31 protein-coding genes are annotated in these 26,155 nt (G+C 69.6%); 23 read left to right on the top strand and 8 right to left on the bottom strand.

Features of this window, described 5'->3' with window-relative positions:
* Positions 1-14: 14 nt before the first annotated feature.
* Complete coding sequence (locus tag J7E22_RS00760; RefSeq protein WP_214977962.1) at positions 15-1,103, top strand: LCP family protein; 1,089 nt, start codon at positions 15-17, stop codon at positions 1,101-1,103.
* Between the two features lie 36 nt (positions 1,104-1,139).
* Here the strand turns inward: J7E22_RS00760 and J7E22_RS00765 are convergent, their stop codons facing one another.
* Positions 1,140-1,952 carry a hypothetical protein gene (locus J7E22_RS00765; RefSeq protein WP_214977964.1) on the bottom strand — a complete coding sequence of 271 codons (813 nt, stop codon included), beginning with the start codon at positions 1,950-1,952 and terminating at the stop codon, positions 1,140-1,142.
* 191 nt (positions 1,953-2,143) lie between these two features.
* Here J7E22_RS00765 and J7E22_RS00770 point away from each other — a divergent pair, with 191 nt between their 5' ends.
* Positions 2,144-2,599, top strand: a complete 456-nt coding sequence (locus tag J7E22_RS00770) for a hypothetical protein (protein ID WP_214977966.1) — start codon at positions 2,144-2,146, stop codon at positions 2,597-2,599.
* Between the two features lie 29 nt (positions 2,600-2,628).
* Positions 2,629-2,943, top strand: coding sequence for a hypothetical protein (locus J7E22_RS00775; protein ID WP_214977967.1), 315 nt, complete (start codon positions 2,629-2,631; stop codon positions 2,941-2,943).
* A gap of 353 nt (positions 2,944-3,296) precedes the next feature.
* Here the strand turns inward: J7E22_RS00775 and J7E22_RS00780 are convergent, their stop codons facing one another.
* On the bottom strand, positions 3,297-3,821 hold the full coding sequence (locus tag J7E22_RS00780; protein ID WP_214977968.1) for an AAA family ATPase: 525 nt from the start codon (positions 3,819-3,821) through the stop codon (positions 3,297-3,299).
* A 249-nt stretch (positions 3,822-4,070) separates the two neighbouring features.
* Entirely contained in the window at positions 4,071-4,448 is a 378-nt protein-coding gene (locus J7E22_RS00785) for a hypothetical protein (RefSeq protein WP_214977969.1), read from the bottom strand.
* Between the two features lie 420 nt (positions 4,449-4,868).
* Between J7E22_RS00785 and J7E22_RS00790 the strand changes: the two genes are divergently transcribed.
* The 6 genes from J7E22_RS00790 to J7E22_RS00815 all read left to right on the top strand — a co-directional run bounded on the left by J7E22_RS00790 (position 4,869) and on the right by J7E22_RS00815 (position 9,476).
* On the top strand, positions 4,869-5,480 hold the full coding sequence (locus J7E22_RS00790) for a hypothetical protein (protein ID WP_214977970.1): 612 nt from the start codon (positions 4,869-4,871) through the stop codon (positions 5,478-5,480).
* Between the two features lie 439 nt (positions 5,481-5,919).
* Positions 5,920-6,153, top strand: a complete 234-nt coding sequence (locus tag J7E22_RS00795; RefSeq protein WP_214977971.1) for a hypothetical protein — start codon at positions 5,920-5,922, stop codon at positions 6,151-6,153.
* Positions 6,153-6,377 carry a hypothetical protein gene (locus J7E22_RS00800; protein ID WP_214977972.1) on the top strand — a complete coding sequence of 75 codons (225 nt, stop codon included), beginning with the start codon at positions 6,153-6,155 and terminating at the stop codon, positions 6,375-6,377. The genes J7E22_RS00795 and J7E22_RS00800 overlap by 1 nt, the downstream gene beginning before the upstream one ends.
* A 365-nt stretch (positions 6,378-6,742) precedes the next feature.
* Positions 6,743-6,937 (top strand): hypothetical protein, encoded by a 195-nt coding sequence (locus J7E22_RS00805; RefSeq protein ID WP_214977974.1) that lies wholly within the window; start codon positions 6,743-6,745, stop codon positions 6,935-6,937.
* Between the two features lie 241 nt (positions 6,938-7,178).
* Positions 7,179-7,499, top strand: a complete 321-nt coding sequence (locus tag J7E22_RS00810; RefSeq protein ID WP_214977975.1) for a hypothetical protein — start codon at positions 7,179-7,181, stop codon at positions 7,497-7,499.
* A gap of 567 nt (positions 7,500-8,066) precedes the next feature.
* Positions 8,067-9,476, top strand: a complete 1,410-nt coding sequence (locus tag J7E22_RS00815; protein ID WP_214977976.1) for a glycoside hydrolase family 16 protein — start codon at positions 8,067-8,069, stop codon at positions 9,474-9,476.
* 112 nt (positions 9,477-9,588) lie between these two features.
* Here the strand turns inward: J7E22_RS00815 and J7E22_RS00820 are convergent, their stop codons facing one another.
* Together J7E22_RS00820 and J7E22_RS18365 are read right to left on the bottom strand one after the other, a co-directional pair.
* Positions 9,589-9,930: a LysE family transporter gene (locus J7E22_RS00820; RefSeq protein WP_251008537.1), complete on the bottom strand. Its 342-nt coding sequence runs from the start codon at positions 9,928-9,930 to the stop codon at positions 9,589-9,591.
* Positions 9,852-10,082: a hypothetical protein gene (locus J7E22_RS18365; RefSeq protein WP_214977978.1), complete on the bottom strand. Its 231-nt coding sequence runs from the start codon at positions 10,080-10,082 to the stop codon at positions 9,852-9,854. The genes J7E22_RS00820 and J7E22_RS18365 overlap by 79 nt, the downstream gene beginning before the upstream one ends.
* Before the next feature lie 188 nt (positions 10,083-10,270).
* On the opposite strand from J7E22_RS18365, the gene J7E22_RS00830 reads away from it, so the two are divergent.
* From J7E22_RS00830 to csrA, 13 genes are all read left to right on the top strand, one after another.
* On the top strand, positions 10,271-10,591 hold the full coding sequence (locus J7E22_RS00830) for a flagellar FlbD family protein (protein WP_214977979.1): 321 nt from the start codon (positions 10,271-10,273) through the stop codon (positions 10,589-10,591).
* Position 10,592: 1 nt separating this feature from the next.
* On the top strand, positions 10,593-11,411 hold the full coding sequence (locus tag J7E22_RS00835; protein WP_214977981.1) for a motility protein A: 819 nt from the start codon (positions 10,593-10,595) through the stop codon (positions 11,409-11,411).
* Positions 11,412-11,413: 2 nt separating this feature from the next.
* Positions 11,414-12,382, top strand: a complete 969-nt coding sequence (locus J7E22_RS00840; RefSeq protein ID WP_214977983.1) for a flagellar motor protein MotB — start codon at positions 11,414-11,416, stop codon at positions 12,380-12,382.
* 74 nt (positions 12,383-12,456) lie between these two features.
* The gene (locus J7E22_RS00845) at positions 12,457-13,335 is read left to right on the top strand and encodes a flagellar motor switch protein FliM (protein WP_214977985.1); all 879 of its coding nucleotides are present in this window, start codon (positions 12,457-12,459) and stop codon (positions 13,333-13,335) included.
* The gene (fliN, locus tag J7E22_RS00850) at positions 13,332-14,045 is read left to right on the top strand and encodes a flagellar motor switch protein FliN (RefSeq protein ID WP_214977987.1); all 714 of its coding nucleotides are present in this window, start codon (positions 13,332-13,334) and stop codon (positions 14,043-14,045) included. Before J7E22_RS00845 ends, fliN begins: the two co-directional genes overlap by 4 nt.
* Positions 14,046-14,052: 7 nt before the next feature.
* Positions 14,053-14,652, top strand: coding sequence for a flagellar biosynthetic protein FliO (locus J7E22_RS00855; RefSeq protein WP_214977989.1), 600 nt, complete (start codon positions 14,053-14,055; stop codon positions 14,650-14,652).
* Entirely contained in the window at positions 14,649-15,497 is an 849-nt protein-coding gene (gene fliP / locus J7E22_RS00860; RefSeq protein ID WP_308159089.1) for a flagellar type III secretion system pore protein FliP, read from the top strand. The genes J7E22_RS00855 and fliP overlap by 4 nt, the downstream gene beginning before the upstream one ends.
* On the top strand, positions 15,497-15,772 hold the full coding sequence (gene fliQ, locus J7E22_RS00865; RefSeq protein ID WP_214977991.1) for a flagellar biosynthesis protein FliQ: 276 nt from the start codon (positions 15,497-15,499) through the stop codon (positions 15,770-15,772). Before fliP ends, fliQ begins: the two co-directional genes overlap by 1 nt.
* Complete coding sequence (locus J7E22_RS00870) at positions 15,772-16,530, top strand: flagellar biosynthetic protein FliR (protein ID WP_214977992.1); 759 nt, start codon at positions 15,772-15,774, stop codon at positions 16,528-16,530. Before fliQ ends, J7E22_RS00870 begins: the two co-directional genes overlap by 1 nt.
* Before the next feature lie 4 nt (positions 16,531-16,534).
* A complete protein-coding gene (locus tag J7E22_RS00875) occupies positions 16,535-17,740 on the top strand; it encodes a flagellar biosynthesis protein FlhB (RefSeq protein ID WP_214977994.1) in 1,206 nt (401 codons plus the stop codon).
* Entirely contained in the window at positions 17,737-19,791 is a 2,055-nt protein-coding gene (locus J7E22_RS00880) for a flagellar biosynthesis protein FlhA (protein WP_214977996.1), read from the top strand. The genes J7E22_RS00875 and J7E22_RS00880 overlap by 4 nt, the downstream gene beginning before the upstream one ends.
* A complete protein-coding gene (locus J7E22_RS00885; RefSeq protein WP_214977998.1) occupies positions 19,766-20,710 on the top strand; it encodes a hypothetical protein in 945 nt (314 codons plus the stop codon). Before J7E22_RS00880 ends, J7E22_RS00885 begins: the two co-directional genes overlap by 26 nt.
* A gap of 4 nt (positions 20,711-20,714) precedes the next feature.
* Complete coding sequence (csrA, locus tag J7E22_RS00890) at positions 20,715-20,996, top strand: carbon storage regulator CsrA (protein WP_214978000.1); 282 nt, start codon at positions 20,715-20,717, stop codon at positions 20,994-20,996.
* A 48-nt stretch (positions 20,997-21,044) separates the two neighbouring features.
* Here csrA and J7E22_RS00895 read toward each other — a convergent pair whose 3' ends face one another.
* The 3 genes from J7E22_RS00895 to J7E22_RS00905 all read right to left on the bottom strand — a co-directional run bounded on the left by J7E22_RS00895 (position 21,045) and on the right by J7E22_RS00905 (position 24,379).
* Positions 21,045-21,617: a hypothetical protein gene (locus tag J7E22_RS00895; RefSeq protein WP_214978002.1), complete on the bottom strand. Its 573-nt coding sequence runs from the start codon at positions 21,615-21,617 to the stop codon at positions 21,045-21,047.
* On the bottom strand, positions 21,614-22,165 hold the full coding sequence (locus tag J7E22_RS00900; protein ID WP_214978004.1) for a DNA-binding protein: 552 nt from the start codon (positions 22,163-22,165) through the stop codon (positions 21,614-21,616). The genes J7E22_RS00895 and J7E22_RS00900 overlap by 4 nt, the downstream gene beginning before the upstream one ends.
* A gap of 111 nt (positions 22,166-22,276) precedes the next feature.
* Positions 22,277-24,379 carry an acyl-CoA dehydrogenase gene (locus J7E22_RS00905; RefSeq protein ID WP_214978006.1) on the bottom strand — a complete coding sequence of 701 codons (2,103 nt, stop codon included), beginning with the start codon at positions 24,377-24,379 and terminating at the stop codon, positions 22,277-22,279.
* Positions 24,380-24,594: 215 nt separating this feature from the next.
* On the opposite strand from J7E22_RS00905, the gene J7E22_RS00910 reads away from it, so the two are divergent.
* Positions 24,595-26,049 (top strand): peptide MFS transporter, encoded by a 1,455-nt coding sequence (locus J7E22_RS00910; protein ID WP_214978008.1) that lies wholly within the window; start codon positions 24,595-24,597, stop codon positions 26,047-26,049.
* Positions 26,050-26,155: the final 106 nt, after the last annotated feature.

The following is a 26,155-nucleotide window of genomic DNA, read 5'->3' on the forward strand; positions in this document are numbered from 1 at the left end:
TCCAGCGCGTCGATGTGGATTACGGCAAAGCCAAGACCCAGGACATCAGCGCCATCAAGGGCGGTGCGAACATCTTGCTGATCGGTTCCGACACACGCGTCGGACAGACTGCGGAGCAGCACGACGCCGATGGCGCCCGCAACGACGTCACCATGCTCGTCCACATCAGTGAAGACCATTCACAAGTCACCATCGTGTCGTTCCCGCGAGACACGATGGTGCCGATCCCGGCGTGCACGGATCCGGACACAGGGAAGTCCAGCTATCCGCAGACGAAGGCGATGTTCAACACTTCCCTGGCCGAAGGCGGCCCCAAGGGGGGAGTCGCATGCGTCGTGCAGACGGTGGAGAACCTCACCGGTCTGTCGATCCCGTACGCCGGGCTGATCACCTTCGATGGTGTCATTGCGATGAGCAACGCGCTCGGTGGCGTCACAGTGTGCATCGCGAAGCCCATCCACGATGGCACCTTCCTGAATCTTCCTGCTGGGCAAGTGCCCCTCAAGGGGGATCAAGCACTGGCTTTCCTCCGCACCCGCCACGGTGTTGGCGACGGCAGCGACGTCGCACGCATCAGCAACCAGCAGGTCTTCTTGTCCGCGATGCTCAGGCAACTCACCAGCGACGGCGCCCTTTCGAATCCGGTGACGCTCTACAAGTTCGCTTCCGCGGCGACGTCGAACATGACGTTGTCCGAGGGCTTGAACAACACGGGCACGCTGGTGTCACTCGCAGCCGCGGTTCGCAACACCAACACCTCAGACATGCTGCTGGTGCAGTACCCGACGGAACAAGACCCGGAAAACATCAACCGGCTCGTCGTGAGTCAGGACGCAGCACACAGCCTCAACGTCGCGCTTCAGGACGATGCGCGAACGCAGATCGCCCAAGGGGCGATCGGTCGCGGTGCCGTGGTCTCACCCGGGGCATCTCCTCTGCCCAACTCCGGCTCCAACAACAGTTCGCCCGAACCGAAGCCTTCCTCTGGCACCCCGGTTTCGAACGGTGCTGCGCCGAGCGACAACACGCCCGTAGCGCTCCCTTCGTCCGTCACCGGACAAAGCGCCGCTGAACAGACCTGCTCGAAGGGCACGCGGCAGTAAGCGCCCTACGCTCGTCCCCACGCAGTGAAGGATGAGCTATCGAGGAGTAGCTGACATGCGTCGGCGCTGCCTTGCCTCGTCCACGGTCAGGGCTCTGGCTCCGGCCGCTCGCAGGATCGCATGCGTGGACGCGTCGACGAGGTCGACGCCGAGCCGGACGTCGGGTTCGGTCCAGCCAGACCCGCGCAAACCGGCATGACGCATCGGCGTCAACGTCGTGTACCCGGCGCGGTACTCAGCCGAAGCCCGCACCTCGACGGCCATCCGGACCACTCCCGCAGCGCTGAGCAACGCGACCACCGCTGCACCGCCCACGATGCGGAATGCGACTGCCGGGCCGTGATCAAGGAGCAAGACCACCGCCAACCCGACGAGCGCAATCACAGCCGCGTTGACGGTGATCCCCGCAAAACGCCGCAGGCCAGCAGCGGTCGTTCCCGGCAAGAGCTCCCGCGTCATTCCCGCAGACCAGCGCCACTGCGGCAACCGTGCGCCGAACACTGCGGGCCGAATCCCCTCGTTCCTGACCCATCGGTCGTAGTCATCAGGGGAACGCAAATGGGGTGCAATCGCCGCCGCTGTCACCGTCGGATTGTCTGGCAGCAGCACGCTGAGTGCCGCTCCTTCGATCAGGAACCGCAGCCGCCGCAACTGCACCGCGAACGACATCGCGACGATGATCCCGACCAGAGCGATGACGACCGTCCCGAAGACGGTACCGACCGCCCCCAGGGAGCCCGAGCCGGAGCCGGTCGACCTGACAAGCGAACCGCAGGCTGCCGCCGCGACCACCCCGACCGCCAGCCCGATGAGTGCAGTGGTCCGCGCTCTGCGGCGTCGGCGCACCAAGATCGCCGTCCCTCGCCCCAGCCTGGGCTCCCACGGCGATACCGGTCTCGTCTCTGTCGCGGTCCCCACGACGCCATCCTGGCCGCCCCGCGCGCGGTCCGAAAGCCTCCGGAAGCAATTCGCGATCGGCCGGAACATCGTGAAGCCGACCGCCTCCCGCAACTCCGCTGGCCCGTTGCTACCTTCATGTCATGAGCAACGTGCATGTCGACTCCACACTGCGCGTGACTCCGGCTACTCGAATCGCAGCAGTTGTTGCCGCCGTGTACGGCGTCGTGCTCGTCGCGCTGGGAGTGGTGCTCGCAGCCGACTGGGCGTTCCACCGCGGGAACGTGGGCCATCTTCACGACCCCGCTGCCTACCGTGGCGTCGCGTTCTTCATCCTCGCGTGTGTCGCCGGGGCCGTCTCGCTGGTGACGGGCAGCGTCCGAGCGTGGCATGGCGCACGCGGGCTCGCCGCAATCATCCCTCTCGGGCTCGTCGTCGTCGTCGGTTGCATCGGAGAGCCGATCGACATCGCCACCGGAGCAAGCGTGACATCGAACGTCATCGGCGCTGTCGTCATCTGTGCGGCGGCCCTTCCCGCGATGCTCCTGATCCTTCCAAGGGGGACCACCGCGGCAGACGGCAGCTCAGCCACGCGCTGAGACGACAGGCGTGTACGGAGAAAGGAAGAGTGCTGCAGACTGGCCAGGTGAAGGCCGATGGCGATGACTATGGACTGATCGTGTCAGGGGTGCTCGCAGTGCTGACCGCCATCGACCCGTACGGCCTCTTGCCCGGAAACGAGGACGGAGCTCCGAGCGACGAATACACGCCAGAGGCGATCGACGTGGCTCGCATCCTCCTCGAACACGGGAACGTCACGGTGGAGGAGGTGGAAGCCGTGTGGCTCAGCCGCTTCTCAGAATCCTTGACCGCTCGGATCGGATCGTCCTGCGTCGCGCAGTTGGTGCGTGATCTGAACGACGTCCCGCGCAACGGGCGCTGACCTGCCGGTGCAGAGCAGGCGGCTCGGCTGGGCACCGAGTGCCACCGCGATCAGGCGTCGGTCTCCAGTCCGCGACGTGAGTCGCGCGACTCCCGGGTCAGGTGTTGCGACGGATTGAAACGCGGGGGCCACCGAGGATGAATTGGGCCATCCATCGGACGCGTGGAGACGTGGGACCCGAGAACAATCAGCCGGGCTGAAGGATCAACGGCTTGCTGTCGTCTCGCTCGCGGCCCGGATCTGGCGAACGATCGGACGCGGGGCCAGCATCAGGACTGCAGCACGCGGCAGACCGCCTATCGGGCGACCTGCTCGTGGACGGCGTCAGGCTGGCGAGTGGTTGCCCGTTCAGGTCACGCCCAGTTGATCGCGCTGAGAACACGCTGGGCGACCCTGTCCAGTGGTTCGTCGGATACGTCGATCGTGATGCTCGCTGCGTTCTCCTCGTCGAGGATGCCGTCCAACTGCCCGCTCCGGTTCAGGTACCAATCTCGTTCTTCGCCGGGCTCGTGCCGTTCCACTAGGCGCTCCCGGACGAGACACAGGTCGACCCGGAGACGAACGAGAACGACCGGAAAGCCGAGCGCCTCGCTGTACCGCTGAAGGGCGCCCGCGCCCTCGACTACCCCGGCAACGACGAGCCGCATCGCACCAGCGCGACGGTAGTTGGCCGCCACGGAACGAAGATTCTCCGCCTCAAGAGCGGTGTTGAATTGGTCATCGGGTGGGGCGGGCCAGCATCGCCGGAGCTCGTCAAGGTCGATGACGGCATGCGGCACGAGAGAATCGCGCAGGCGTCGACCGATCGCGTACGCCGTGGAGGTCTTCCCAGATCCGACGGTGCCAGTGATGAGCACACACGTCGTGAGTTTCGACATGACCGCCACCCTAAAGCGAGGGACCAGCTGCGCGCGGCCGGTCAGCGCGGAGCATCACCCACGGCGAAGCTGGGGGAGTAGCGCGTCCGGTAGCCGATCGGCCGTCGAGACGCTTTTGGAGACGTCGAATTGCTCGTTCGCCGATGACGCCCGAGTCGGGCTTGGCAGCTGGCGCCGCAGCCTCCGCGGTCCACTGCGGTGTGGCAACCTTCCTGGATGCGTCCGTCTCGTATTCGTGCCCATCTCCGATCAGCGGCCGCGGATCAGCTCCTTGTGCTCCGCCGCCGGTCGGAGCCTCGCTCGCGGTACAGCGGCTACGTCCTCGCCGTGGGCTCCAAGTGGGTCCTGCTGGCACGGGTCGCTGAGGGCGGATTCTTCGATGGTCACATTGCGTTCCGGCTCACCGACTTGCTTCACGTACGCGACGACAGATCGTTCGAGTCGCAGGCGGCGCGGCTCCGTCCGGGATGGCCACCGAGGGTTCCTGCCGTGCTTGTCGGCGTCGACCTCGGCCGAACTCGGGACGTGGTCAATGCGTTCGGCGCCGACGGTCACCTCGTCGCAGTGCAGAAGGACCGTCGTCCTGATTTGATGTGGGTCGGCATTGTCGACGAGGTTCGCCGCCACTGGGTATACTTGTGGGAGGTCCGCTCCACCGGCGACTGGGAAGACCGCCCGCTTGGCTACCGGCTGGGACGCATTGCGGTCATCGAACGAGATGGGCAGTACCTTCGCGGGCTTGCAGACATCGCAGGCACTGAACCGCCGGCAACTCGCACGACCCCCGATTGAGGCGAGTCCTCCGGGCGCATGCCGGGACCGCACGTGGGTGAGTACTTTCGGAGGACTTCGCCGACACTGGCCGGCGAGCTGCGATCGCCCAACGGAGCGTGACCGGTGGCGGATCCTTCGGTTCTGCCTGTCAAGATGAAGGCATGGTCCCGGGCCACCCGCGCTCGCTTCCGTTCCTGCTCCGGCTCAGCCAGCACCATCTGGTCTGACGGAGGAGGGAACCGCGGTTCGGGGCGTCGGTCCGATGCGGGACGGATGATCCGGAAGGAGGACGACTTGCTTGTGAACGGTGAGCGACGCCGGACTGGCGACGAGGTCATGGCTGCTGCAGTGGCGCTGTTGCGCAAAGGGGGGATCGCGCTTCATCCTGGTTTGTCCGATGCGGAAGTGAACGAGATCGAGCTGCGGTTCGATTTCAGGTTCAATCCGGACCACCGACAATTCCTCCAGTTAGCAGTACCGATCGCGCCAGGGTGGGCAGACTGGCGGGACGAGGACGAAATCCGGAAGTCGCTTCATGCGCCGATCGAAGGTGTCCTGTTCGATGTCCAGAACGGCGCGTTCTGGCCAGCATCATGGGGTGATCGTCCTGTCGATCTCGGGCGCGCGTTGGCGACGGCGGAGGTGAGGCTCACATCCGTGCCTCAGCTGATTCCGGTGCGTGGCCACCGGTACATGGTCGCCGGGGACCACAACGTCGGAACCCCCGTGTTCTCGGTTCATCAGACCGACGACATCGTCTACGGCGACAACTTCCTCGACTACGTCTCGAGGGAGCTATTTGGAGGCGAACTATCCAGAAGTTGTGCAACGAAGGTGCCGTTCTGGTCTCAGCTTGCTGATGGTCTGGAAAGCTCTGAAATGTGATGGGCCGGGCCCGCGACGTACGGCGGTTTTCGTGCTGTGCTTTCTTCAAGCAGCCAATGCGCTCTTCCCCCGCCAGCGTCCGCGGCGGCCCACAAGCCGGCCGGCCGCCGGCCGCCACCGAGTCGCTGGAGCCGTTCCGGTAGGTGATCCTCTGTCGGGACAGGCCGAGCAATACCGATCGGCGGGTCGATCAAGCGGAGCGTGGCGAGCAGTCCACGGACGACGAGAATCGCGCCACCACGGGCGACCGGGGCTTCAGCGAGCGGTTTTTTGCCCATGCAGCCCGTGCTCCTCGGGCTGCTGACCGATCAGCTCCGGGACGAGCACGGGCGCGCGAACCGGCGTTCGACAGGCCAGCGGGTCTCAGACGCCGACGACAGGACCTGCGCTGACGCGAAGTTCGTTAGGCCTGGCAGCGCTCCTCGTTAGAATCTGAATCATGCCCACATCTTGGATGCAGCGCACCGGCCGCACGCCCGGCGGGGTGATGGGTGCCGCGTTCAACGTAGTTGTCTGCGGCGTCCTTACGGTCGCGCTTCCGGTGATATCGCTCACCTCCGGTCTCGACCCGGCTCACATCATGTTCGCGGCCGTCGGGTCTGCGATCGCCGTCGGTCTCGAAGTGGTGTTCATCCGGACGTTGCGGCGACAGCTCGCAAGCCGGAGGGGTTGATGAACCCCCAGCTCATCTTCGGGATCGGTGGAGCCGTCGTCGCCCTGTGGGGTGTCACGATCGCGGTCTTCAACGAGTGGGCACAAAAGCTAGGCGGAGACCAGCTCGCGAACGGACGACCGTTGACGCCTCGTTTCGTTCGGCTCATCGGGACGTACCTCGCACTCGGCGGAACGCTATTCGTCGTCCTGGCGCTCACCGGTGTCCTCCCCGACCACGGGTGAACCGACGGCCCTCACGCGCCACGTCCGTCGGAGGCGCGCGAGCCGGACGCACGTCCCTCCGCAGGCAGCTCCTCCTCGGGCGTCTCGCCGAACCCCAAGGCTTCCCATTCCTCCCGCTGCTCTGCTCCCGTGCGTACTTCGGCGGAGGAGTCCGGCTTGTAGTGAAATCCTCCCCACGCTTGTAGGCCCCAGGCGAGAGACATGATCAGGAAGAGGACTCCGAGCACCACGTGCAGGAGCGAGCCATCAGCAGGAACAATCTCGGCGATTCCAACCACGAGGGACAGCGCGGCCGAGACCGTCCAGAGCCACCGCCAACGCAGGAGCCGTGCCGCTTCGGGCTGCTGGCTCGCTATCGTTCCAGCGTGACCGGCGAACAGAACCCCGGACGACGCCGAGCCCGTCCCCTGACCCGCCGGGAACGGACCGCCAAGCGGCGAGCCTCCGAACAGCCGATGTGGCTGCCGCAACCCTGGCGGTTCATCTGGTCCTGGCTCGTCCGGCCGATCGTGGTGCTCGTGCTGAAGATCCTGAACGCAGCGGCCAGCGTCTGGCCCTGACGAACCCGCGTCGGGTAGTGCGAGCGCTGGTCTGGTGCGGAAGTTGCCCCTCACGGAACGGCGGGAGCCAGGTCCTCGGGGCAGCGTGCTGTCGAGACCGCCGGCGCAGCCAGGGATCTACTGTGGGGCCATGCCCGGATCGCAGGTGCGCTCAGCTACTCGATGCCGACGCCGTGCTGCGTTTTCCGCGGCGGTCGGCCTCGGCGGCGCGGGCTCCGCGGTCGGTATGTTCAGCCTCGGCATGATCCGGTACAACTCCGTCGGCTGGGGATCGGTCGCGTTCGCATCGGTCCTCGCGATACCACTCGGAGTCGGAGTCGCCGCGACCATCGCGGGCATCGGAGTGCGCATCCGGGATCGCGCCGAGGTTCGATCGGTCACCCATCCGGTGCGTCGCGCCTCGATCGCAATCGGCGCGCTGGCGTTCGTCGCGGCGTCGATCGGTGGCTTGCTGCTGACGGTCGGTGGTTGGCAGCTCGTCTTGCCAGCGTCAGCAGTGAGCGCCTGCCTGGCCGCCGGGTCCGCGAGCCTCGTGTTGCGACGGCCGACGGAACGCGAGTAGACCAGGTTGGCGCAGCAGGCGACACCGACGGCGCGCAGGTCGTGGCGTTCACGACGCGGTACGTCGGCTTCCACCTGGTGAGTTGCGCTTCCTCGCGGCATCTCTGCCACGGAAGACGTCGGCGCCGTCGTTGCGGAGGTGTGCGTTGACGCGCTGGTCGGGCACAGCTCCCTCGCGTCCGGTTCAGGTCCTCGCGGTCTGACCACCCCGCGGGCGCTGGGCGTCCGCATCGCCCCGCTCATGCTCGGGTCACCGGAGTGCGCGTCGGCAACCGAGGCAGACGGCCGTTCCGGTCCCGGGGATCCGTCCAGCCTCATGGTGCTGCCGCCGCCGCCGCGCGCGTCGCCGTCCCTACCCGAGCCCGCGCACGAGAGATACCCCCAGTCCGGGGGCTGACTATTCGACACCCGTCGATTAGCTTCCGGCGAGGGGTCGACCAACCATCTCCAACCTCGCGCGTCGTCAGGGCGGCGCGAGCTCGACACACAGGGAACGTGCTCTCACATGCGTCATCGCTATTCAGGGCTGGTTGTCGCGTCCGCGGCAACAGCCATCATCATCACGGGGATGTCCGTCGCACCGGCGAACGCTGCGACATCATCGACCGTACTCGGACACCTCGACGCCGTCACCGCGGTCAAGGGCGGCGTCACCGTCAGGGGGTGGGCCGCTGACAGCGGCACCTCCGCGTCGACGACGGTGACCATCATCGTCAACGGTGCAGCGACGAGGGTCACTGCATCGACGACACGGCGGGATGTTGCCGCCGCCTACCCGAAGTTGGGTGCGGCCCACGGCTTCACCGCAACGGTGAACGCGCCGGCGGGGCGGGACCAGGTGTGTGTCACGGCGTTCACCAAGGCGGGGACCAAGAGCGCCTCGCTCGGCTGCTCGACCGTCACCGTCCCGACCGCTACACCGTACGGATCGCTCGACGCAGCGACCGTCACCGCTGCGGGGGTAGCCGTCAGGGGATGGGCCATCGACCCGGAGACCGCTGCACCGATCGCCGTCCAGGTCCGGCTCGACGGGTCCACGGTCTCGACGGTCACCGCTTCCGGCTCCCGGCCCGACGTCGGCCGTGTGTACCCGACTGCGGGACCGAACCACGGCTTCAGCACCACCGCGCCCGTCGCGACAGCTGGGAACCACAGCGTCTGCGTCGTGGGCGTGAACGTCGGCCGCGGCGGGAACGCCGTCGTGGGGTCCTGCAGGACTGTGAACGTCCCCGTCACCGCTTCCACTCCGGCACCGGCCCCGGCTCCAGGTGGCACCGGGCTGCCGTCCGGGTCCGTCACGTCGAACGGGCGCATCTGGAAGCAGGCCTACAAGCAGGACTTCACCACCCCCGCCGCACTCGGACAGTTCGGGACCGTCTACCCCTCCATCGGGACGTACAACGGGTACTCCGACACGTCCGGGCAGGGCAAGTACACGCCCGGCCGGGTCTTGAGCGTCGCGAACGGCAACCTGGACTTCTGGCTGCACTCCGAGAACGGGCAGCCGCTCGTCGCCGCGGTCCTGCCCGACGACTACGCCCCGCACACCACCGGCCGCGTCTCCATCCGGTACAAGACCACGAACACCGACGGGTACAAGTTCGTCGGCATGATGTGGCCCTCGAGCGACAACTGGAACGAGGGTGAGATCGACTGGCCCGAAGCGGACCTCGGCGGAACCCCCCGCCCCGCCTCCGCCGTCCCCGGGACCTTCTCGAACGGCGGCATGTCGTTCCAACCGTCGACGCAGATGTTCGCCGACTCCGACACGACCAGCTACCACGTCGCGACCACCGAGTGGGACAAGGGCATCGTCCGGTTCTACTGGGACGGCAAGCTCGTCGCATCCACGACGAAGGCCGTGCCGACCACGCCGTTCCGGGTCACCCTGCAGGCCGAAACGGCCATCGGCGAGGGCACCGTCCCCGCGTCGAGCAGCGGCCACGTGGACATCGACTGGATCTCCATCTGGAACTGATCCGACGGAACGACGAACGGCCATCCCGAGGGGTGGCCGTTCGTGTTCCCACGGGGAAGTCGTCGCGATCTGCCGTGCTCCGGCAAGCCAGTGCGTCCGTCGACGGGTGAGATCAGGACGTGACCGCGGTCACGATGCCGAGTGTGACGAGCAGAACGCCACCGATGATCGCGAGCGCCCTCGGGCCCGTCGTCGACCGGGGCAGCCACGCCGCGGCGCGTGCGGCGGCGACTGCCCAGAGCATGTCCGTGACCAGCCCGATGGCGATGGGGATGGGCGCGAGCAGAGCCGGCGCCCACCATGGCTGCCCAGGCGGGATGAATCCAGGCAGGATCGCGCCCAAGACGATGAAGGTCTTCGGGTTCGTCGCACCGATCACCATCGCGGCCGCGAACGCCGAGCCCATGCTCCGGTCCGCACACTGCTCCGTGCCGGGCCCCGGATGACCCGCCATCGCCCGACGATGGCCAGGACTCCGAGGACGACCAACACGGCAGCGCCGACGAACCGGAGCACGATCCCGACTGTCGGCGCAGCGGACAGGACGGCGCCGAGCCCCAACGTCATGACCGCCCCGGGAGCCGGGCAAGCGAGAGCACGCCCCATGGTGACCCACGCTGACCGTCGCCGACCTCTGTCGGGGCCGCGCGGCAGCGAACTGGCAACGGTGATCCGTCCGGCACGCGCCGCTTACGGTGCCCGGCGTCCTGCCGATAGACCTCTCTGCAGGCCCACGGACGGGCCGCATCCCGCCCCACGGACGGCGGCGGGACGATCGAGAACCAGGACGGGCCATGATCGTCGTCACACGACTGAACGGCAGCGGATTCGCTGTGAACCCGGACCTCGTGGAGCGCATCCAGGAGACGCCGGACACGACCCTCATCATGGTCGACGGCGCGAAGTACATCGTGCGGGAGTCCATGGCGGAGGTCATCGACCTGATCGCCGCGTACCGCGCACGGATCGTCGGGATGGCCTACGGCACCGACTCCGGCCGGGACAGCAGCGGCCGCGACACCACCGGCCCGCAGCCGACCCTCGCCGCGGTCGCACCCCTGCACGCCCAGCCCGGACGCCCCGAGCAGGGACGTCTCCAGGACGGGGGACGCTGACATGGACATCGCGACCATCGTCGGGATCCTGCTCGCCTTCGGCGCCCTGTTCGGCATGGTGCAGATGGAGCACGTCGAGCTCAGCGGACTCTTCATCCCCGCGCCGATGCTCCTGGTCTTCGGCGCCACCATCGGCTGCGGCATCGCGAGCACCACCCTCAAGGACGCCATCGCGGCGTTCAAGTCCGTCCCGCGGGCGTTCACCGGCAAGGTCACGCCCCCGCAGGCCGTGATCGACGACGTCGTGGGCCTCGCCGAGACGGCACGCGGCAGCGGCCTGCTGGCGCTCGAGCAGGAGGCCGACAAGCACGACGACCCGTTCATGAAGAAGGCGCTGCAGAACATCGCCGACGGCACCGACGGCGACGAGCTCCGGATCCTGCTCGAGGACGAGATCGAGTCGAACGCCGCCCCGGCACGGAGCGCGAGCGCGTTCTTCATGGCCCTCGGTGGCTTCGCGCCGACCGTCGGCATCATCGGCACGGTCGTCTCGCTCACCCACGTGCTGGCGAACCTCGGCAAGCCGGCCGAACTCGGTCCGCTCATCGCGAGCGCGTTCGTGGCGACGCTGTGGGGCCTGCTGACCGCGAACTTCCTGTGGCTGCCGATCGGCGGCAAGCTCCGGAAGCTCGCGCAGCTCGAGTCGGACCGGCAGACGCTCCTCATGGAGGGCCTCCTGGCCGTGCAGGCGGGCAGCCAGCCCCGGTTGCTCGGTGAGCGCCTGACCGCGATGGTGCCACCGGCGTCCCGCGGCGACCTCGGCAAGGGCAAGAAGGCGAAGTCCGGCGCGGGTTCCGACGACCAGCGGCTGGCGGCCTGACGATGAGCGCGAACCCCCGCGGACACGGCCGCGGTCGTGGCGGCCGGAAGAAGGGCGGGCACGACGACGTCGAGCACCCCGACGAGCGCTGGATGGCCTCGTACATGGACATGGTGACCGTCCTGATGTGCATGTTCCTCGTGCTCTTCGCGATGTCGACCGTCGACCAGCAGAAGTACATCCAGCTCAAGACCTCGCTCGCCACGGGCTTCGGCGAGGTCAAGTCGCAGAAGATCGACACCGCCTCCGGCACCGTCGTCACGAAGGACCAGGTGAAGAACGGGTCCGGGTACTCCACCGACAAGTCGCAGGCGGACCACTCGAGCGCCTCGAGCGGCCAGGCCGGCAGCAACGCCGAAGTCGCCGGGTCGACCACCGCGAGCGTCGACCCGACCAGCACCGTGGTGCCGGCTGCGGTCACGAAGGCCGACCTCGCGGCGGCGAAGCGCGAGCTCGACGACCTGCAGGCGATCGAGGCCGCCATCAAGGGCAACCTCGCACGCTCGGGGCAGAGCGCGAACGTGCAGTTCCGCGTCGACGCCCGCGGCCTGACCGTCCGGCTGGTCGGCAGCGAGACGTACTTCACCACGAACAGCGCCGACTTGTCCGACCAGGCGAAGCGGATCATGGACGCGATCGCGCCGGTGCTGAAGTCGAGCGCGCACGACGTCAGCATCGAGGGGCACGCGGACCAGCGGAACTCCACCGCCCCGTACGCCACCAACTGGGAACTCAGCGCGGCCCGGGCGACCGGCGTCCTCCGGGACCTGGTCGAGCGCGGCGGGATGCCGGCGGCGCACGTGCAGAGCGTCGGGTTCGGGTCCAGTCGACCGCTGTCGAAAGGTGGCACGGACGCGGACCTCACCCTGAACCGCCGCGTCGACATCGTCGTGCTGTCGAACCAGAGCCAGGACGTCAGCGCCCTCATGCCGGCGCTCGCGAAGGCGCAGGACGGAGCGCACCAGGGCTAGCCGCACCACCACCACCGCCCCACTACGGGGCACAGCACTGACGGGGAGCACGCAGGGGACCGATAGACGCCTCCGTGACCGAGACCCTGCCCGCGCCCGAGGTGTACGACTTCGCGCGTCCGTCGACGCTCGCCCGCGAGCACGCACGGGTCCTCGAGCTCGCCTTCGAGACGTTCGCCCGCCAGTGGGGGACCCAGCTCACCGCGAAGGTCCGCACGGTCAGCCAGGTCACGTGCGAGCAGGTGCAGCTGCGCACCTACGACGAGTACGCGGCGTCGCTCCCGGCCCTGACGGCGATGATGCTGCTGCCGATCGCGGGCGTCGGCGCGAAGGGCGTCATCCAGGTGCCGCTCACCGCCGCCCTGACGTGGGTGTCCCATGCACTCGGCGCGTCGAAGCCGCTGCCAGCACCGGAACGCACCTTCACGCCCATCGAGCAGGCCCTCGTCCGCAAGATCGTCGAGGACGCCCTCGACGACCTGCGCTACTCGTTCGGCGGCCTGCTGGCGCACGACGTCGTCGCGGGTGCCTTCCAGTTCAACTCGCAGTTCGCGCAGGCCGCCCAGAAGGGCGACCTGATGATCGTCGCCTCGTTCGACATCCGCGTCGGCGACCGCGTCTCGCCCGCCACCCTCGCGCTGCCCGCGGACGCGATCCTGCCGCAGCTCGGCGAGGTCGCCGCGCACGTCTCCCCGGCTGACGCCCGCGTCCTGCTCGACGCGCAGCTCGCGAACGTCCCCGTCGGCGTCAGCCTGCGCTTCGCGCCAGCCGCGGTGCTGCCGTCGCAGGTGCTCCGCCTGGCCGTCGGCGACCTGCTGCCCCTGCCGCACCCCCAACACCGTCCCCTCACCATCGCGGTCGACGGCGAACCCGTCGGCTCAGCGGCCGTCGGCACGAACGGTTCCCGTCTCGCCGGCATCGTCGTCACCACCACCTCGGAGCAGATCGCATGACCGCCACGACCACCCTCCACACCGCCGCGGCCGACGCCCTCGTCGCGCAGCTCCCGACGGCGGCACCGCTGGCAGCCGCGGCCCAGCCGGGAGGCGCGGCACCGGCCGTGCTCCAGGCTGCGGCCGACGCCGTGGTCGCCTCGTTCGTCGGCGGCCTGTCGGCCGACCTGGCGCTCGTCCTGACCGACCTCGACGCCGTCGCGGCTGCCGGCGGGACCGACCACGGGATCCTCGCGGTGACCGACGTCCTCCGTCCGTCACTCGAGGCCGCCGCCGCCCTGCTCGGGATCGGGGTGCTCGGCGACGCCCGACGGGAGTCCGCCACCTCGCTCTTCGCCGACCCGGACACCGTGGTCTTCGAGCTCACCGCAGCGGGGGTGCCCGCCGGCTGGTTCGGCATCCGGGTCCGCGAGAACGGCACCGTCTCGGCACCGACGGTCGCACCGGCCGTCAGCCTGCCGACCGGGAACCTCGGGCGGATCAACAACGTCGAGATGACGCTCACGGTCGAGATCGGCCGCACCCGGATGTCCGTCCGCGACGTCCTCGGCATGGAACCGGGCGCCGTCGTCGAACTCGACCGCAGTGCCGGCGCCCCGGCCGACGTCCTGCTCAACGGGCGCCTCATCGCGCACGGCGAGGTCGTCGTGGTCGACCAGGACTACGCGGTCCGGATCACCAAGATCCTCGACGTCGCCGAGACGGTCTGAGCCCCGGGTGGACACGCTCGCCATCACCCTCCGCGTCGCGCTCTCGCTCGGCGTCGTGCTCGCCCTCATGTGGGTGCTGCACCGCCGGGTCTCGAAGGGGTCCTTCGGGACGAAGTCCGCGACCAAGGGCCGTCGCGCCGCGTCGGTCGAGGTCGTCGGTCGTCGTGGGCTCGGCGGCAAGGCGAGCGTCGTCGTCGTGGACGTCGAGGGGGAGCGGCTCGTGCTCGGGGTCTCCGAGCACGGCGTCACCCTGCTGACCAGCGGGCAGGCGCCCGCACCCGAGCTCACCATCGTGACCGGTCCGGTCCAGCTGCCGGTGCGGGCCGTCCCGTCGGCCGACGCGTTCCGTCAGGAACTCGCGCGGCAGGACCAGGGCGAGCCGCGCCTCCCCGCCGCCGTCACCCGCCCGACGCGCGCCGACGCGACCCCGCTCACCACCGGGGCGACCGACGTCCCGGCGATGGCTGAACCGCTGCCGATGCGTCCGCGCAACCGCCGGGCGCACCGCACCGCGGTCCCCACCGCCCAGCAGCTGCAGGGGTCGATCCTGTCCGCCGAGACCTGGCGGCAGGCCGCCGCGGCGCTCCGGAACCGGCGCGCCGGGTGACCGCCGCGAACGCGCACCGCGTCGTCGTCTCGGGCCGGATCATCGCCCTCGTGGTCCTCGGCCTGGCGATGCTCGCCGGGTTCCTCCTGCTGACCGCCACCGGCGCGCACGCCGCCGGCGTCGTCCCGCCGACCACCCCGACCGCACCCGCCACCCCCGTCGCACCGTCGACCGGCGGCTTCAGCGTCAACGTGAACGGACCCGACGGCACGCCGTCGTCCGCCGTGGTCACGCTCATCGGCATCACGCTACTGAGCGTCGCCCCCGCGCTCATCCTGATGATGACGTCGTTCACGAAGATCTTCGTGGTCCTGGCGATGACCCGGAACGCGCTCGCGCTGCAGTCGATCCCGCCGAACCAGGTGCTCGCGGGCCTCGCACTGTTCCTGTCGCTGTTCGTGATGGCACCCGTCATCGGGCACATCAACAACGACGCGCTGCAGCCCTACATGGCCGGGCACATCGACTTCGCGCGGGCCGTCGAGGTCGGGACGAAGCCGCTCCGGACCTTCATGCTGCACCAGACGCGGCAGGAGGACGTGGCGCTCATCACCCGCGCCGCCGGCCAGGCGAACCCGAAGACGATGGCCGACGTCCCGATGACGACCGTGATCCCGGCGTTCATCATCTCGGAGCTGCGGAGCGCCTTCATCATCGGCTTCGTCATCTTCATCCCGTTCCTCGTCATCGACCTGGTCGTCTCCGCGGCCCTGATGTCGATGGGCATGATGATGCTCCCGCCGGTGATGATCTCGCTGCCGTTCAAGATCCTGCTGTTCGTGCTCGTCGACGGATGGGGCCTGATCATCAAGAGCCTCATCGAGAGTTACCAGGTGACCCACTGATGGACCAGCAAGCCGTCATCGACCTCACCCTGCAGGCGCTCCTCGTCTCGGCGAAGCTCGCCGCGCCCGTCCTCGTGACCTCGCTCGTCGTGGGTTTCGCGATCTCGTTGTTCCAGTCGGTCACGCAGATCCAGGAGGTCACCCTCTCGTTCGTCCCGAAGGCCGTCGCCGTCGCCATCGCGCTGATCGTCTGCGGCAACTGGATGATCTCCGAGATGGTGGCCTTCACGCACACCGCGTTCGACATGATCCCGAAGCTCCTCGGGGCCGCCTGATGGACCTCGTGATCAACTTCGACCGGCTCGAGGCGACGATGCTCGCCGGCGTCCGGATGGTGGCGTTCTTCGTCATCGCGCCGCCGTTCTCGTACCGTGCGTTCCCGGCGTCGGTGAAGGTCATCCTCGGGCTGGGGCTCGCGATCGGGGTCGCACCGCGCGTCGCCGCCGGGTACCACTCGCTCGACACGGGCGCGATCGTGGTCGCCCTCGTCACACAGCTCGTCGTCGGGCTCTCGCTCGGGTTCCTCGTGTACTTGGTCTTCTCGGCCGTGCAGTCCGCCGGTGCGCTCGTCGACCTGTTCGGCGGCTTCACGCTCGCGCAGGCGTTCGACCCGCAGTCGATGGTCAACGGCGCACAGTTCACGCGGTTGTTCCAGATGGCGTCCCTGGCGCTGTTGTTCGCCTCCGGCGGGTACCAGCTCATCGTCGGTGGCCTGGTCCGCTCCTTCGACGCGGTCCCGCTGACCGGCACGTTCGAGGTGAGCGGGCTCGCGCAGCTGCTCGTCAACGGGCTGACCCAGATGTTCCTCGCCACGCTGCAGATCGCCGGCCCACTCGTCGTCGTGCTGTTCCTGGCGGACGTCGGACTCGGCCTCCTCACCCGGGTCGCGCCCGCGCTGAACGCGTTCCAGATGGGCTTCCCGATCAAGATCGGGCTCACCGTCCTGTTCGCCGGTGCGCTCTTCATGGCGCTGCCCTCGGTCGTGTCGTCGCTGACCGGCGATGCCGTCCAGGCGATCACGGGCAGGGGGTGACGACGTGTCGGACAGTGGAGAACGTTCCGAGCAGGCCACCCAGAAGCGCATGCAGGAGGTGCACCGGAAGGGGCAGCTCGGCAAGTCGCAGGACCTCGGCGCCTGGGTCGGCATCGGCGCGGCGGCGCTCATGATCCCCGCGACGGTCGCGAACGCCGCGGCCGCCGGCACCTCGCAGCTCGCCGCGGTGCAGTCCGTCATCGCCGACCCGACCATCGGCACGATGAACCGGCTGTTCGGCGAGGCGGTGGGATCGATCGGCGGGACGATCGGACCGATGCTCGGGCTGGTCGCCGTCGCGGTGCTCGTGGCCGCGGTCGCGCAGGGCGGCGTGCACTTCCGTCGCCTGACGCCGGACCCGTCGCACTTCGACCCGATCGCCGGCCTGAAGCGCGTGTTCGGCACCCAGGCCCTGTGGAACGGCGTGAAGGCGCTGCTCAAGACCTCGGTCGTCGGCCTCGTGCTGTGGTCGGCCGTGCAGGGGCTGATGCCCGTCCTGATGTCGAGCGGCTCGCTGCCGCTCTCGTCCGTCCTCGAAGCCGCCGCTGCCGGCGCGGGCACGCTCCTCCGTGCCGCGATCGCCGCCGGGCTGCTGCTCGCCGCGATCGACGTGTTCGTCGTGGTCCGGCGCAACCGGAAGCGCACGATGATGACCAAGCGCGAGGTCAAGGACGAGAACAAGCACAGCGACGGCGACCCGCTCGTGAAGTCGCACCGCCGCTCCCGGCAGCTCGCGATGAGCCGCAACCGGATGATCCAGTCCATCGGCGACGCAGACGTCGTGATGACGAACCCGACCCACTACGCCGTGGCGCTCAAGTACGAGCCGGGCAAGTCCGCCCCCCGGGTCGTCGCGAAGGGTGCCGGACCGGTCGCCGAGGTCATCCGCGAGCGCGCGACCGAGGCGCGCGTCCCGATCGTCCAGGACATCCCGCTGACCCGGGCGCTGCACGCCGCGTGCGAGATCGGCCACGAGATCCCCGCCGACCTGTACACGCCGGTCGCACGCGTGCTGTCGTTCGTGATGTCCCTCCAGGCGCGGGGCGCCGCCGCCGGCACCCACGCGCCGCCCCGGCCGACGACGCCGGACGAGGTCGCCACGGTCATCGACCCGACCACCATCAGCGGGGACACCCGCCCGCGCCGCCTCCGGCAGCCGCGCACCCCCCGCCCGACCGAGACCGCCCCGACCACTGGAGCCCCCGCATGAACCGCACGGACCTGCCGAAGCTCGCCGTCCCGGTCTTCATCGTCGGCATCATCCTGCTGCTGATCCTGCCGGTGCCGTCGTTCCTGCTCGACGTCCTGATCATCATCAACATCCTGTTGGCGCTGGTGATCCTGCTCACGACGCTGTACGTGCGGAAGCCCCTCGACTTCTCGGTGTTCCCGTCCCTGCTGCTCATCGCCACGCTGTTCCGGCTCGGCCTCAACGTCGCGTCGACCCGGCTCGTGCTCGGGCAGGGCTTCGCCGGCGACGTCATCCAGGCGTTCGGCCACGTCGCCGTCTCCGGGTCGATCATCATCGGCGCGGTGATCTTCCTGATCCTCGTCGTGATCCAGTTCGTCGTCGTCACGAAGGGCGCCGAGCGCGTCGCCGAGGTCGGGGCACGCTTCACCCTCGACGCGATGCCCGGCAAGCAGATGGCGATCGACGCCGACCTGAACGCCGGACTCATCACCGACGAGCAGGCCAAGGAACGCCGTGCGGCGGTCTCCGCCGAGGCCGACTTCTACGGGGCGATGGACGGCGCCTCGAAGTTCGTCAAGGGCGACGCGATCGCCGGCATCCTGATCATCGTCATCAACCTGATCGGCGGCATCGCGATCGGGATGCTGCAGAACGGCCTCTCCGTCACGGACGCCCTGTCGAAGTACGGCATCCTGACGATCGGCGACGGCCTCGTCACCCAGATCCCCGCGCTGCTCATGGCGGTGTCGACCGGCATGATCGTCACGCGGTCCGGGGCCGAGTCGGACATCGGTTCGTCGGCGACCGCGCAGCTCGGCCAATCGCGCAACGCCATCACCATCGCCGGGATCGCGGCCATCGCCATGGGCTTCATCCCGGGCATGCCGATCATCGCGTTCCTGGTCGTCGGCATCACGCTGCTGATCGTCGGCTGGCGCATCGGTGCCACCGCGAAGCGCGAGGCCGCAGCGGCGGCGCACCAGGCCGCCCTGGCCGCGGTCGCGCCGAGTGCCGACAGCCCCGAGGACCTCATCGAGCAGATGCGCGTGCACGCTCTCGAGATCCTGCTCGCTCCCGACCTGGTCGACATGGTCTCCGGCGCGTCCGACGACCTGCTCGCCCGGGTCCGGGCCCTCCGGCGGAAGATCGCCGTCGACATGGGCGTCGTCGTCCCGCCTGTCCGGACCCGCGACAGCATCGACCTGCCGCCGTCGACCTACGCGATCCGGATCGCGGGGGTCGAGGCCGGCCGCGGCACCGCACCCGCCCGGAGCGTGCTCGCACTCGGCGACCACCTCGACGGCCTGCCCGGCACGACGACCGTCGAACCGGTGTTCGGCCTGGCCGGCAAGTGGGTGCCGGCGGAGCTCCGGCACGCCGCGGAGATGACCGGCGCCACCGTCATCGACCGGGTGTCCGTGCTCGTCACGCACCTGCAGGCGATCATCGGCGACAACGCCGCCCGCCTCCTCACCCGCGAGGACGTCAAGGTCCTGACCGAGGGCGTGAAGCAGGTCAACCCGGCGGCGATCGAGGAACTCGTGCCCGGCATGCTCTCGATGGCGGAACTCCAGCGTGTCCTGCAGGGGCTGTTGGTCGAGCACGTGGCGATCAACGACCTCGGCCGGATCTGTGAGGCGCTCACCCTCCGCGCGAAGGTCTCCACCGACCCCGAGGGGCTCGTCGAGGCCGCCCGCGCCGCACTCGGTCCCGCGCTGGCCGCCCGCTACCTGGACGGCGGCACGCTCCGCGTGATCATGATCGACCCGCTGCTCGAGCAGTCGATGCTCGAGGGGCTCCGGCCGTCGGAACACGGCACCCAGATCGTGCTCGACGCGCACCGCATCGAGCAGGTCCTCGGGTCCGTCCGCGACGCCGTCCGCAGCGTCGAGGACCAGGGCCTGTCCGCCGTGCTCGTCTGCGCACCGCAGCTGCGGCCGGCCGTGCACCGCATGGTGTCGGCACAGTCGAACGGCCTGCCGGTGCTCTCGTACCAGGAGGCCACCGCCGTCGGGTCCACCATCGAGACCGTGGGGGTGGTCCGTGCCGCCGACCCGATTGCAGCGTAACGGCGCCACGCTCGACGAACTCCGCGCGGCCGTCCGCGCCGAGTTCGGTGCGGGCGCCCGGATCGTCGCCGCCGAGCGGGTCACCACCCCGGGCATCGGCGGACTGTTCCGCAAGGCGCACGTCGAGGCCACCGTCGAGGTCCCGGCACCAGAGGACGTCCCGAGCGCCGTCGTGGCGATCGTCGACGGGCCCGCGAAGCGCGTCGGGATCGCCGCCCTCCTCGCCGAGGCCGAGGAGACCGAGGCACGGATCGCCGGGACCGCGGGCACCACGACCACGCGCGCCGACGCCTTCGCGTCGGTCCTCGACGGTTTCGTCGCGGACGGGATCACCGCGCCCCCGGCTCCGGTGGTCCCGTCGCGCGCGCTCACACCCCTGGCGGGCGCACCGCTGGACGGCGGACCGGTGGCGCGCCTCCCGGCCGCACCCGACCAGCCTGGAGGCGCGACCCACCTGCTCGACGCAACCACGCCACCCAGCCCGGTGCCGTCCGTCATGCCGCCGCAGCGGCGTCCGGTGCCGGCCGTGCGCTCAGCCGACGGTGACCTGGTCCTGCTCGTCGGGCGCCCGAACGACGTGGACGCCGCAGCCGGGATCTTCGCCACCCGGCACGCGCTCCGTCCGACCGACGCGCACGACCGACGGTCCGGCATCCTGGCCCGGGCCGAGGGCGTCCGCGACGGACACGCCCGACTCGCGGTGGCGTCGTGGACGGACACGGCCACCGTGTCCGGTCTGGCGCCGGACCAGGTGTGGGTGGTCGTCGACGTGGGCCGGAAGCCGGAGGACGCGGACGCCATGCTCCGGGCCGTCGCCGCGCTCGTCGGCGTGGCCGGGGTCGTGGCCATCGGCGCGGGGGAGACCGCCACGCCGGACTCGGTCCACCTGATGGGTGTGCCCGTCCTGTCGCTAGGCTGATCGGGTGCTGGTACTCACGCGGAAGGTCGGCGAGCGCATCCTCGTCGGTGACGACATCGTCATCACGGTCCTCGACGCCCGCGGGGACGGCGTCCGGATCGGCATCGACGCCCCTCGTGGCGTGAAGATCCAGCGGGAAGAGGTCGTGCGGGCCGTGGCCGAGGCGAACGCCGAGGCCGCCGCGGCGGCTGCCGGGGGACCGGGAGCAGCGGGCGACGACGCCGAGGCGCGGTTGCGCCAGGCCCTCGGCCACCTCGGTGGGACCGACGCCCCGAGCGCGGGCTGACAGATCAGTGGGCGCTGCGTCCTGCGAGGACGGACACCGCGCTGTGGGTCAGCGCAGGACCATCGCAGCGGTCGCTCCGACGCCTGCCCAGCACGCGCTGGTGAGCGTGCCGACGATGAAGCGCTCGCGCGCCGCCGCGGTGTCGAGCTCGGTGAAGCGACCGAGACCCTTGATCGCGATGACCGCCGCCACGATCTCGAGGTGACCGACCAGCGCGGCACCGACGATCGCGAAACGCTCGAGGTAGCCGATCACCGTGCCGCCACGGAGCACTTCCGTTCCCGCACGGATCGGCGCCGGTTCGTCGGCGGTGGCAACGAGTATGCCGCCGTGCGGACCCTTCTCGGCGTCGTCCGGCATCGCGAGCTCGAGCACGGTGCCCGTCACCGCGCTCCCGGCCACGACGGTGAGCACGCAGACCGCGATGAGGCCGAGCACGTGCACGCCGGTGTTCCGCGGATCGGGGACGATGCCGAACGCCGCTGCCACGAGCACGCCGGTCAGCAGGACGACCGACAGAGCCGCTCGACCGATCAGCGGCACGAACGGAACGACGCTGATCCCGGCCGCGACGAAGCACGCGACGGTCCCGATCAGCCACAGCGTCCCGGGGAGCATCACGCCGCCCGGTCCGCTTCCGACAGCAGCCGGGCGAGCGCTGCCCGGACGGCGTCCTCGGACCGCAGATCGGCTGCCAGGTAGCGCTTCGCGACGGCCTGCGGAGAGATCGCGAGCAGTTTCGCGGCGTCGACTCGTGTGTGGCCCGCGCGGAGGAGGTCGGCGAGTTCCCACCCCTCCTGGGATCGACGTGCCCGGGCACGGACGGTCTGCGCGACGAGCGGTTCGACGGCCGCGGTGTCGAGGCGACGACCGTCCTCGATCTCGAGCGCGAAGTGCTCGGGTACGGTCTTCGCGCGTTCGACCGCGTCACGCGCGCGGAAGAAGGCCGCACCGCGAGCGGCACGGGTGGAGCGGGGAAGGGGGTGTTCGACGTCCCCCACGCCGACCCCGACGCTCCACTCGCCATCGCGGGTCAGCTCGAGGACGACGTCCACCGCGGCGGCCGCGTCCGCGAGGAGGACCTGGAACTCGTCGCCTGCCGTCCTCTGTGGCGGCAGCACCCACCGGCGGTCGAGGAGCTGCTCGACCCGCCGCACGGCGTCGTCCACGCGGTCCTCTCCCGACCTGCTGGCGACCTGATCAGCTGTGATTGCGAACACCGCACCTCCGGATCAACCGTACAAGGTTGATTCAGGGGAAATCAACCCGTGCGGCTTGATCTACGCGCGGGGCTTCTTCTCCTGCTCGGGCAGACGACCGGCAGCAGCCTCGGCCGCGTACCACGCGCGCGCTTCGTCCTGACGCGCCTGCTCAGCACCCAGGGCGATCGGCGCGCGGACGTGCCCGGGCTCGTAGCCGAACGAGTCGAGCAGCTGCGGGACGATCGGGCGGAGCCGGGCGACGAGCCGGTCGATGTACGCCGACACGGCCCGTGCACGCTGGGCCGTCAGCCGGCCGTGCATGAGGTACCAGTCGCGGTGCTGCTCGAGCAGGCCGAGCGCGAACAGATCGCGGAGCCAGACGAGCACGCGACGGGTGTCACCCTCCGGGACCTCGTCGAGCGCGTTCGTGAACGCATCCCACTGCATGAGCTCGGCGTGGGCCTTCGCGGCCTCGATGAGCTCGTGCTGCGAGCGGTTGAGGAGGCGTGCGGCGCGGGCACGGTCCTTGCCCGCGGCGGCGATCCGCATCCCGATCTCGGTCACCATCGTGTCGACGCGACCCGCCAGGAGCGCCCGCTGCGACGCGGGGTCCTGCAGGTCGGTGACCGACGCGGCGAGCGATCCACGGTCCGACACGACCTGTCCGAGGCGTCGGAGGCCGGAGGCGTCCGCGAGCTTCGTGGCGGCCTGCGCGGCGACGAACTTCGCCGTCGACGTGGGGTCCTTCGGTGCCTTGGCACGGAAGTCGGTGAGCAGCCGCTTGCCGACGAGCTGCAGGAGCACCGTGTTGTCGCCCTCGAACGTCACGTAGACGTCGAGGTCGGACCGGAGGCCGGTCAGGCGGTTCTCCGCGAGGAAGCCGGCGCCACCGCAGGCCTCGCGGCACTCCTGCAGGGTGTCGAGTGCGGACCACGTGGACATGGACTTGAACGCGGCGGCCTGGGTCTCCAGGTCCTCCCGGCGCGCCGGGGTGTCCTCGCGCCCGCTGAACACGTCGTCGAACGTGCGGAGCAGGACCTCGTGCGCGAACGACTGCGCGAACACCGTCGCGAGCCGGGGGATCAGGCGGCGCTGGTGGCGGCCGTAGTCGAGCAGGACGCCCTCGGTGCCGTCGCCGGTCGGGAACTGCCGGCGCTGCATGGAGTAGGTCAGCGCGATCTGCAGGCCGATCTTCTGCGCGACGACCGCGGCGCCGTCGAGCGACACCCGTCCCTGCACGAGCGTGCCGAGCATGGTGAAGAAGCGGCGACCCGGCGACGCGATGGGCGACGAGTACGTGCCGTCCTCGGCGACGTCCCCGTAGCGGTTGAGCAGGTTCGTGCGCGGGATCCGGACGTGGTCGAAGTGGAGACGACCGTTGTCGATGCCGTTCAGGCCGCCCTTGACGCCGTCGTCCTCGCCGCCGACGCCGGGCAGGAAGTCGCCGGCGTCGTCGCGGATCGGGACGTAGAACGCGTGCACGCCGTGGTCGACGCCCGCGGTCACGAGCTTCGCGAACACCACGGCGGCCTTGCCGTGCAGGGCCGCGTTGCCGATGTAGTCCTTCCACGCACCGCGGAACGGCGTGTGGACCACGAACTCCTGCGTCTCGGGGTCGTAGGTGGCGCTCGTCGCGATGCTCTGGACGTCCGAGCCGTGGCCGGTCTCGGTCATCGCGAAGCAGCCGGGGACGTCGAACTGCACGATGCCGGGCAGGAACTCGCGGTGGTTCCGCTCGGTGCCCAGGTGGTGCACGGCCGAGGCGAAGAGCCCCCACTGGACGCCGGCCTTGATCTGCATCGAGGGGTCGGCTGTCGTCAGCTCCTCGAAGGCGGCGAGGTTGCCACCGTGGTTGTCCTGCCCGCCGTACTCGGCCGGGTACGGACGCTGGATCGCACCGGCATCGACGAGCAACCGGAGCTGGTCGAGGGTCCGGGCACGGTGGTCGGCGAGCGGCATCCCCTCGATCTTGTGCATCGCCGGGTCGAGCGCCAGTCGGCGGGACTCGCGGCGGTCCTCGGCCCACCGGCCGAGGAGCAGCTCACCGAGGAGCTCGGTGTCGATGCGCACGTCGGTGTCGGTGCCCCCCGTCGGGGTCCCGGCGGCGGGGTCGCCGGCAGCGTCGGCCTTCGGCGTGCCGGGGGTGGTGCGGGTGTCGGGTGCGGGTGCGGTGTCGACCATGGGTGTGGAGCCTTCCTGAACTGCTCTGTCCGGTGTTGCAGAACCCACGCTAGGCATCCCACCCGTGCGGCGCACGAGAGCCGTGCCGGGCGCACAACCCGCGGTGGCCCACGTGCGCGGTCGTGGTGGGAACCCTCCAAACCACGCCGGGAGGATTTCGTGGGCGCCGCTGGTCGATTGGGCGTGTGCCCCGGACGGGGGGCACACTGGACGGCATGTCACGTACCACCGCGCCGGAGCGCAGACGCACCTTCTTCGGGCAGCCGTTCGAGCTGTCGACGCCGTTCGCGGTGGAACTTTGGGAGCGGTTCTCGTTCTACGGCATGCAGGGCATCGTCCTGCTGTACATGTACTACACGGTGTCGCAGGGCGGCCTCGGCATCGACCGGACCACCGCCGCGGGCATCATGGGGGCGTACGGCGGTGCCGTGTACCTGTTCACCATCATCGGCGCGTGGATCTCCGACCGGCTGATCGGCGCCGACAAGACCCTGTTCGGCAGCGCCGTCGTGGTGATGTGCGGCCACATCGCGCTGGCGTTGCTGCCGGGCGTCAGCGGCGTCGGCGTCGGCCTGGTGCTCATCGCGCTCGGGTCCGGTGGGCTCAAGGCCACCGCCACGACGATCGTGGGCGGGCTGTACAGCCGCGACGACCCCCGCCGTGACGCCGGGTTCTCGCTCTACTACCTGGGCGTCAACCTCGGCGCGTTCTTCGGCCCGCTCCTGACCGGTCTGCTGCAGTCCAGCCTCGGCTTCCACTACGGCTTCGGCCTGGCGGCGGTCGGCATGGCCGCCGGCCTGGTGCAGTACGGCATCCGGCGGCGCAAGCTGCCCGACGTCGTGCGGACGGTGCCGAACCCCGTGGACCGTCGCCGGCTCCCGCTCGTCGGCGGACTGGTGGTCGTCGGGCTGGTCCTCATCGTGGTCGCGGTGCTGACCCGACTGCTCACCCTGAGCACCCTCCCCACGGTGGTCGTGGCGATCGTGATCGTGGCCACCATCGGGTACTTCGTCGTCATCCTGTCGAGCGGCATCACGGCCGAGGAGCGCTCCCGCGTGCTGGCGTTCATCCCGCTCTTCATCGCGAGCGCCGTGTTCTGGTCGCTGTACCAGCAGCAGTTCACGGTCGTGACGATCTACTCCGACCAGCGCCTGGACCGCTCCCTGTTCGGCTGGGACATGCCCGTCGCGTGGATGCAGTCGATCAACCCGGTGTTCATCATCGTGCTGTCCGGTGTCTTCGCGGCGATGTGGACCAGACTCGGTCCCCGCCAGCCGTCGACCCCGACGAAGTTCGCCCTCGGCACCGGGATCATGGGGGTCGCGTTCCTGCTGTTCCTGCCGTTCGTCGGCACGGGGAAGAACGGCACGCCACTGCTCGTGCTCGTCGGGATCCTGCTCGTGTTCACGATCGCCGAACTCCTGCTGTCGCCGGTCGGGCAGTCCGTCGCCACGAAGCTCGCGCCGCCCAAGTTCCAGACGCAGATGGTGGCGTTGTTCTTCCTGTCCGTCTCGCTCGGGACGGCGGTCACCGGTGTGCTCTCGCGGTACTACGACCCGAAGCACGAGGCACCGTACTTCGCGGTGCTCGGACTAGCCGCGGTCGTCGTCGGCGTCGTCCTGCTGCTCTGCGCGAAGCCGGTGTTGCGGCTCATGCGTGGCATCCGCTGAACCGCTACCCTGAGAACGGCCGAACCGGCCACCGAACCAAGGAGTCACCAGCCATGCTCGAAGTCATCGGAGGCATCATCATCGGTGTCGGCGTCCTCGGCGGCAT

The sequence above is a fragment of the Curtobacterium sp. ISL-83 genome, from assembly GCF_018613895.1.
Taxonomy (GTDB): Bacteria; Actinomycetota; Actinomycetes; order Actinomycetales; family Microbacteriaceae; genus Curtobacterium.

Coding starts and splice junctions, on each gene's coding strand:
- J7E22_RS18365 (WP_214977978.1), bottom strand. CDS start 10,082: ATGGGGCGTGCTCTCGCTTGCCCGGCTCCCGGGGCGGTCATGACGTTG.
- J7E22_RS00790 (WP_214977970.1), top strand. CDS start 4,869: ATGATCCGGAAGGAGGACGACTTGCTTGTGAACGGTGAGCGACGCCGG.
- J7E22_RS00880 (WP_214977996.1), top strand. CDS start 17,737: ATGAACCGCACGGACCTGCCGAAGCTCGCCGTCCCGGTCTTCATCGTC.
- J7E22_RS00815 (WP_214977976.1), top strand. CDS start 8,067: ATGTCCGTCGCACCGGCGAACGCTGCGACATCATCGACCGTACTCGGA.
- J7E22_RS00905 (WP_214978006.1), bottom strand. CDS start 24,379: ATGGTCGACACCGCACCCGCACCCGACACCCGCACCACCCCCGGCACG.
- J7E22_RS00800 (WP_214977972.1), top strand. CDS start 6,153: ATGAACCCCCAGCTCATCTTCGGGATCGGTGGAGCCGTCGTCGCCCTG.
- J7E22_RS00840 (WP_214977983.1), top strand. CDS start 11,414: ATGAGCGCGAACCCCCGCGGACACGGCCGCGGTCGTGGCGGCCGGAAG.
- J7E22_RS00795 (WP_214977971.1), top strand. CDS start 5,920: ATGCCCACATCTTGGATGCAGCGCACCGGCCGCACGCCCGGCGGGGTG.
- J7E22_RS00835 (WP_214977981.1), top strand. CDS start 10,593: ATGGACATCGCGACCATCGTCGGGATCCTGCTCGCCTTCGGCGCCCTG.
- J7E22_RS00830 (WP_214977979.1), top strand. CDS start 10,271: ATGATCGTCGTCACACGACTGAACGGCAGCGGATTCGCTGTGAACCCG.
- J7E22_RS00820 (WP_251008537.1), bottom strand. CDS start 9,930: ATGGCGGGTCATCCGGGGCCCGGCACGGAGCAGTGTGCGGACCGGAGC.
- J7E22_RS00810 (WP_214977975.1), top strand. CDS start 7,179: ATGATCCGGTACAACTCCGTCGGCTGGGGATCGGTCGCGTTCGCATCG.
- J7E22_RS00780 (WP_214977968.1), bottom strand. CDS start 3,821: ATGTCGAAACTCACGACGTGTGTGCTCATCACTGGCACCGTCGGATCT.
- J7E22_RS00770 (WP_214977966.1), top strand. CDS start 2,144: ATGAGCAACGTGCATGTCGACTCCACACTGCGCGTGACTCCGGCTACT.
- fliQ (WP_214977991.1), top strand. CDS start 15,497: ATGGACCAGCAAGCCGTCATCGACCTCACCCTGCAGGCGCTCCTCGTC.
- fliN (WP_214977987.1), top strand. CDS start 13,332: ATGACCGCCACGACCACCCTCCACACCGCCGCGGCCGACGCCCTCGTC.
- J7E22_RS00870 (WP_214977992.1), top strand. CDS start 15,772: ATGGACCTCGTGATCAACTTCGACCGGCTCGAGGCGACGATGCTCGCC.
- J7E22_RS00910 (WP_214978008.1), top strand. CDS start 24,595: ATGTCACGTACCACCGCGCCGGAGCGCAGACGCACCTTCTTCGGGCAG.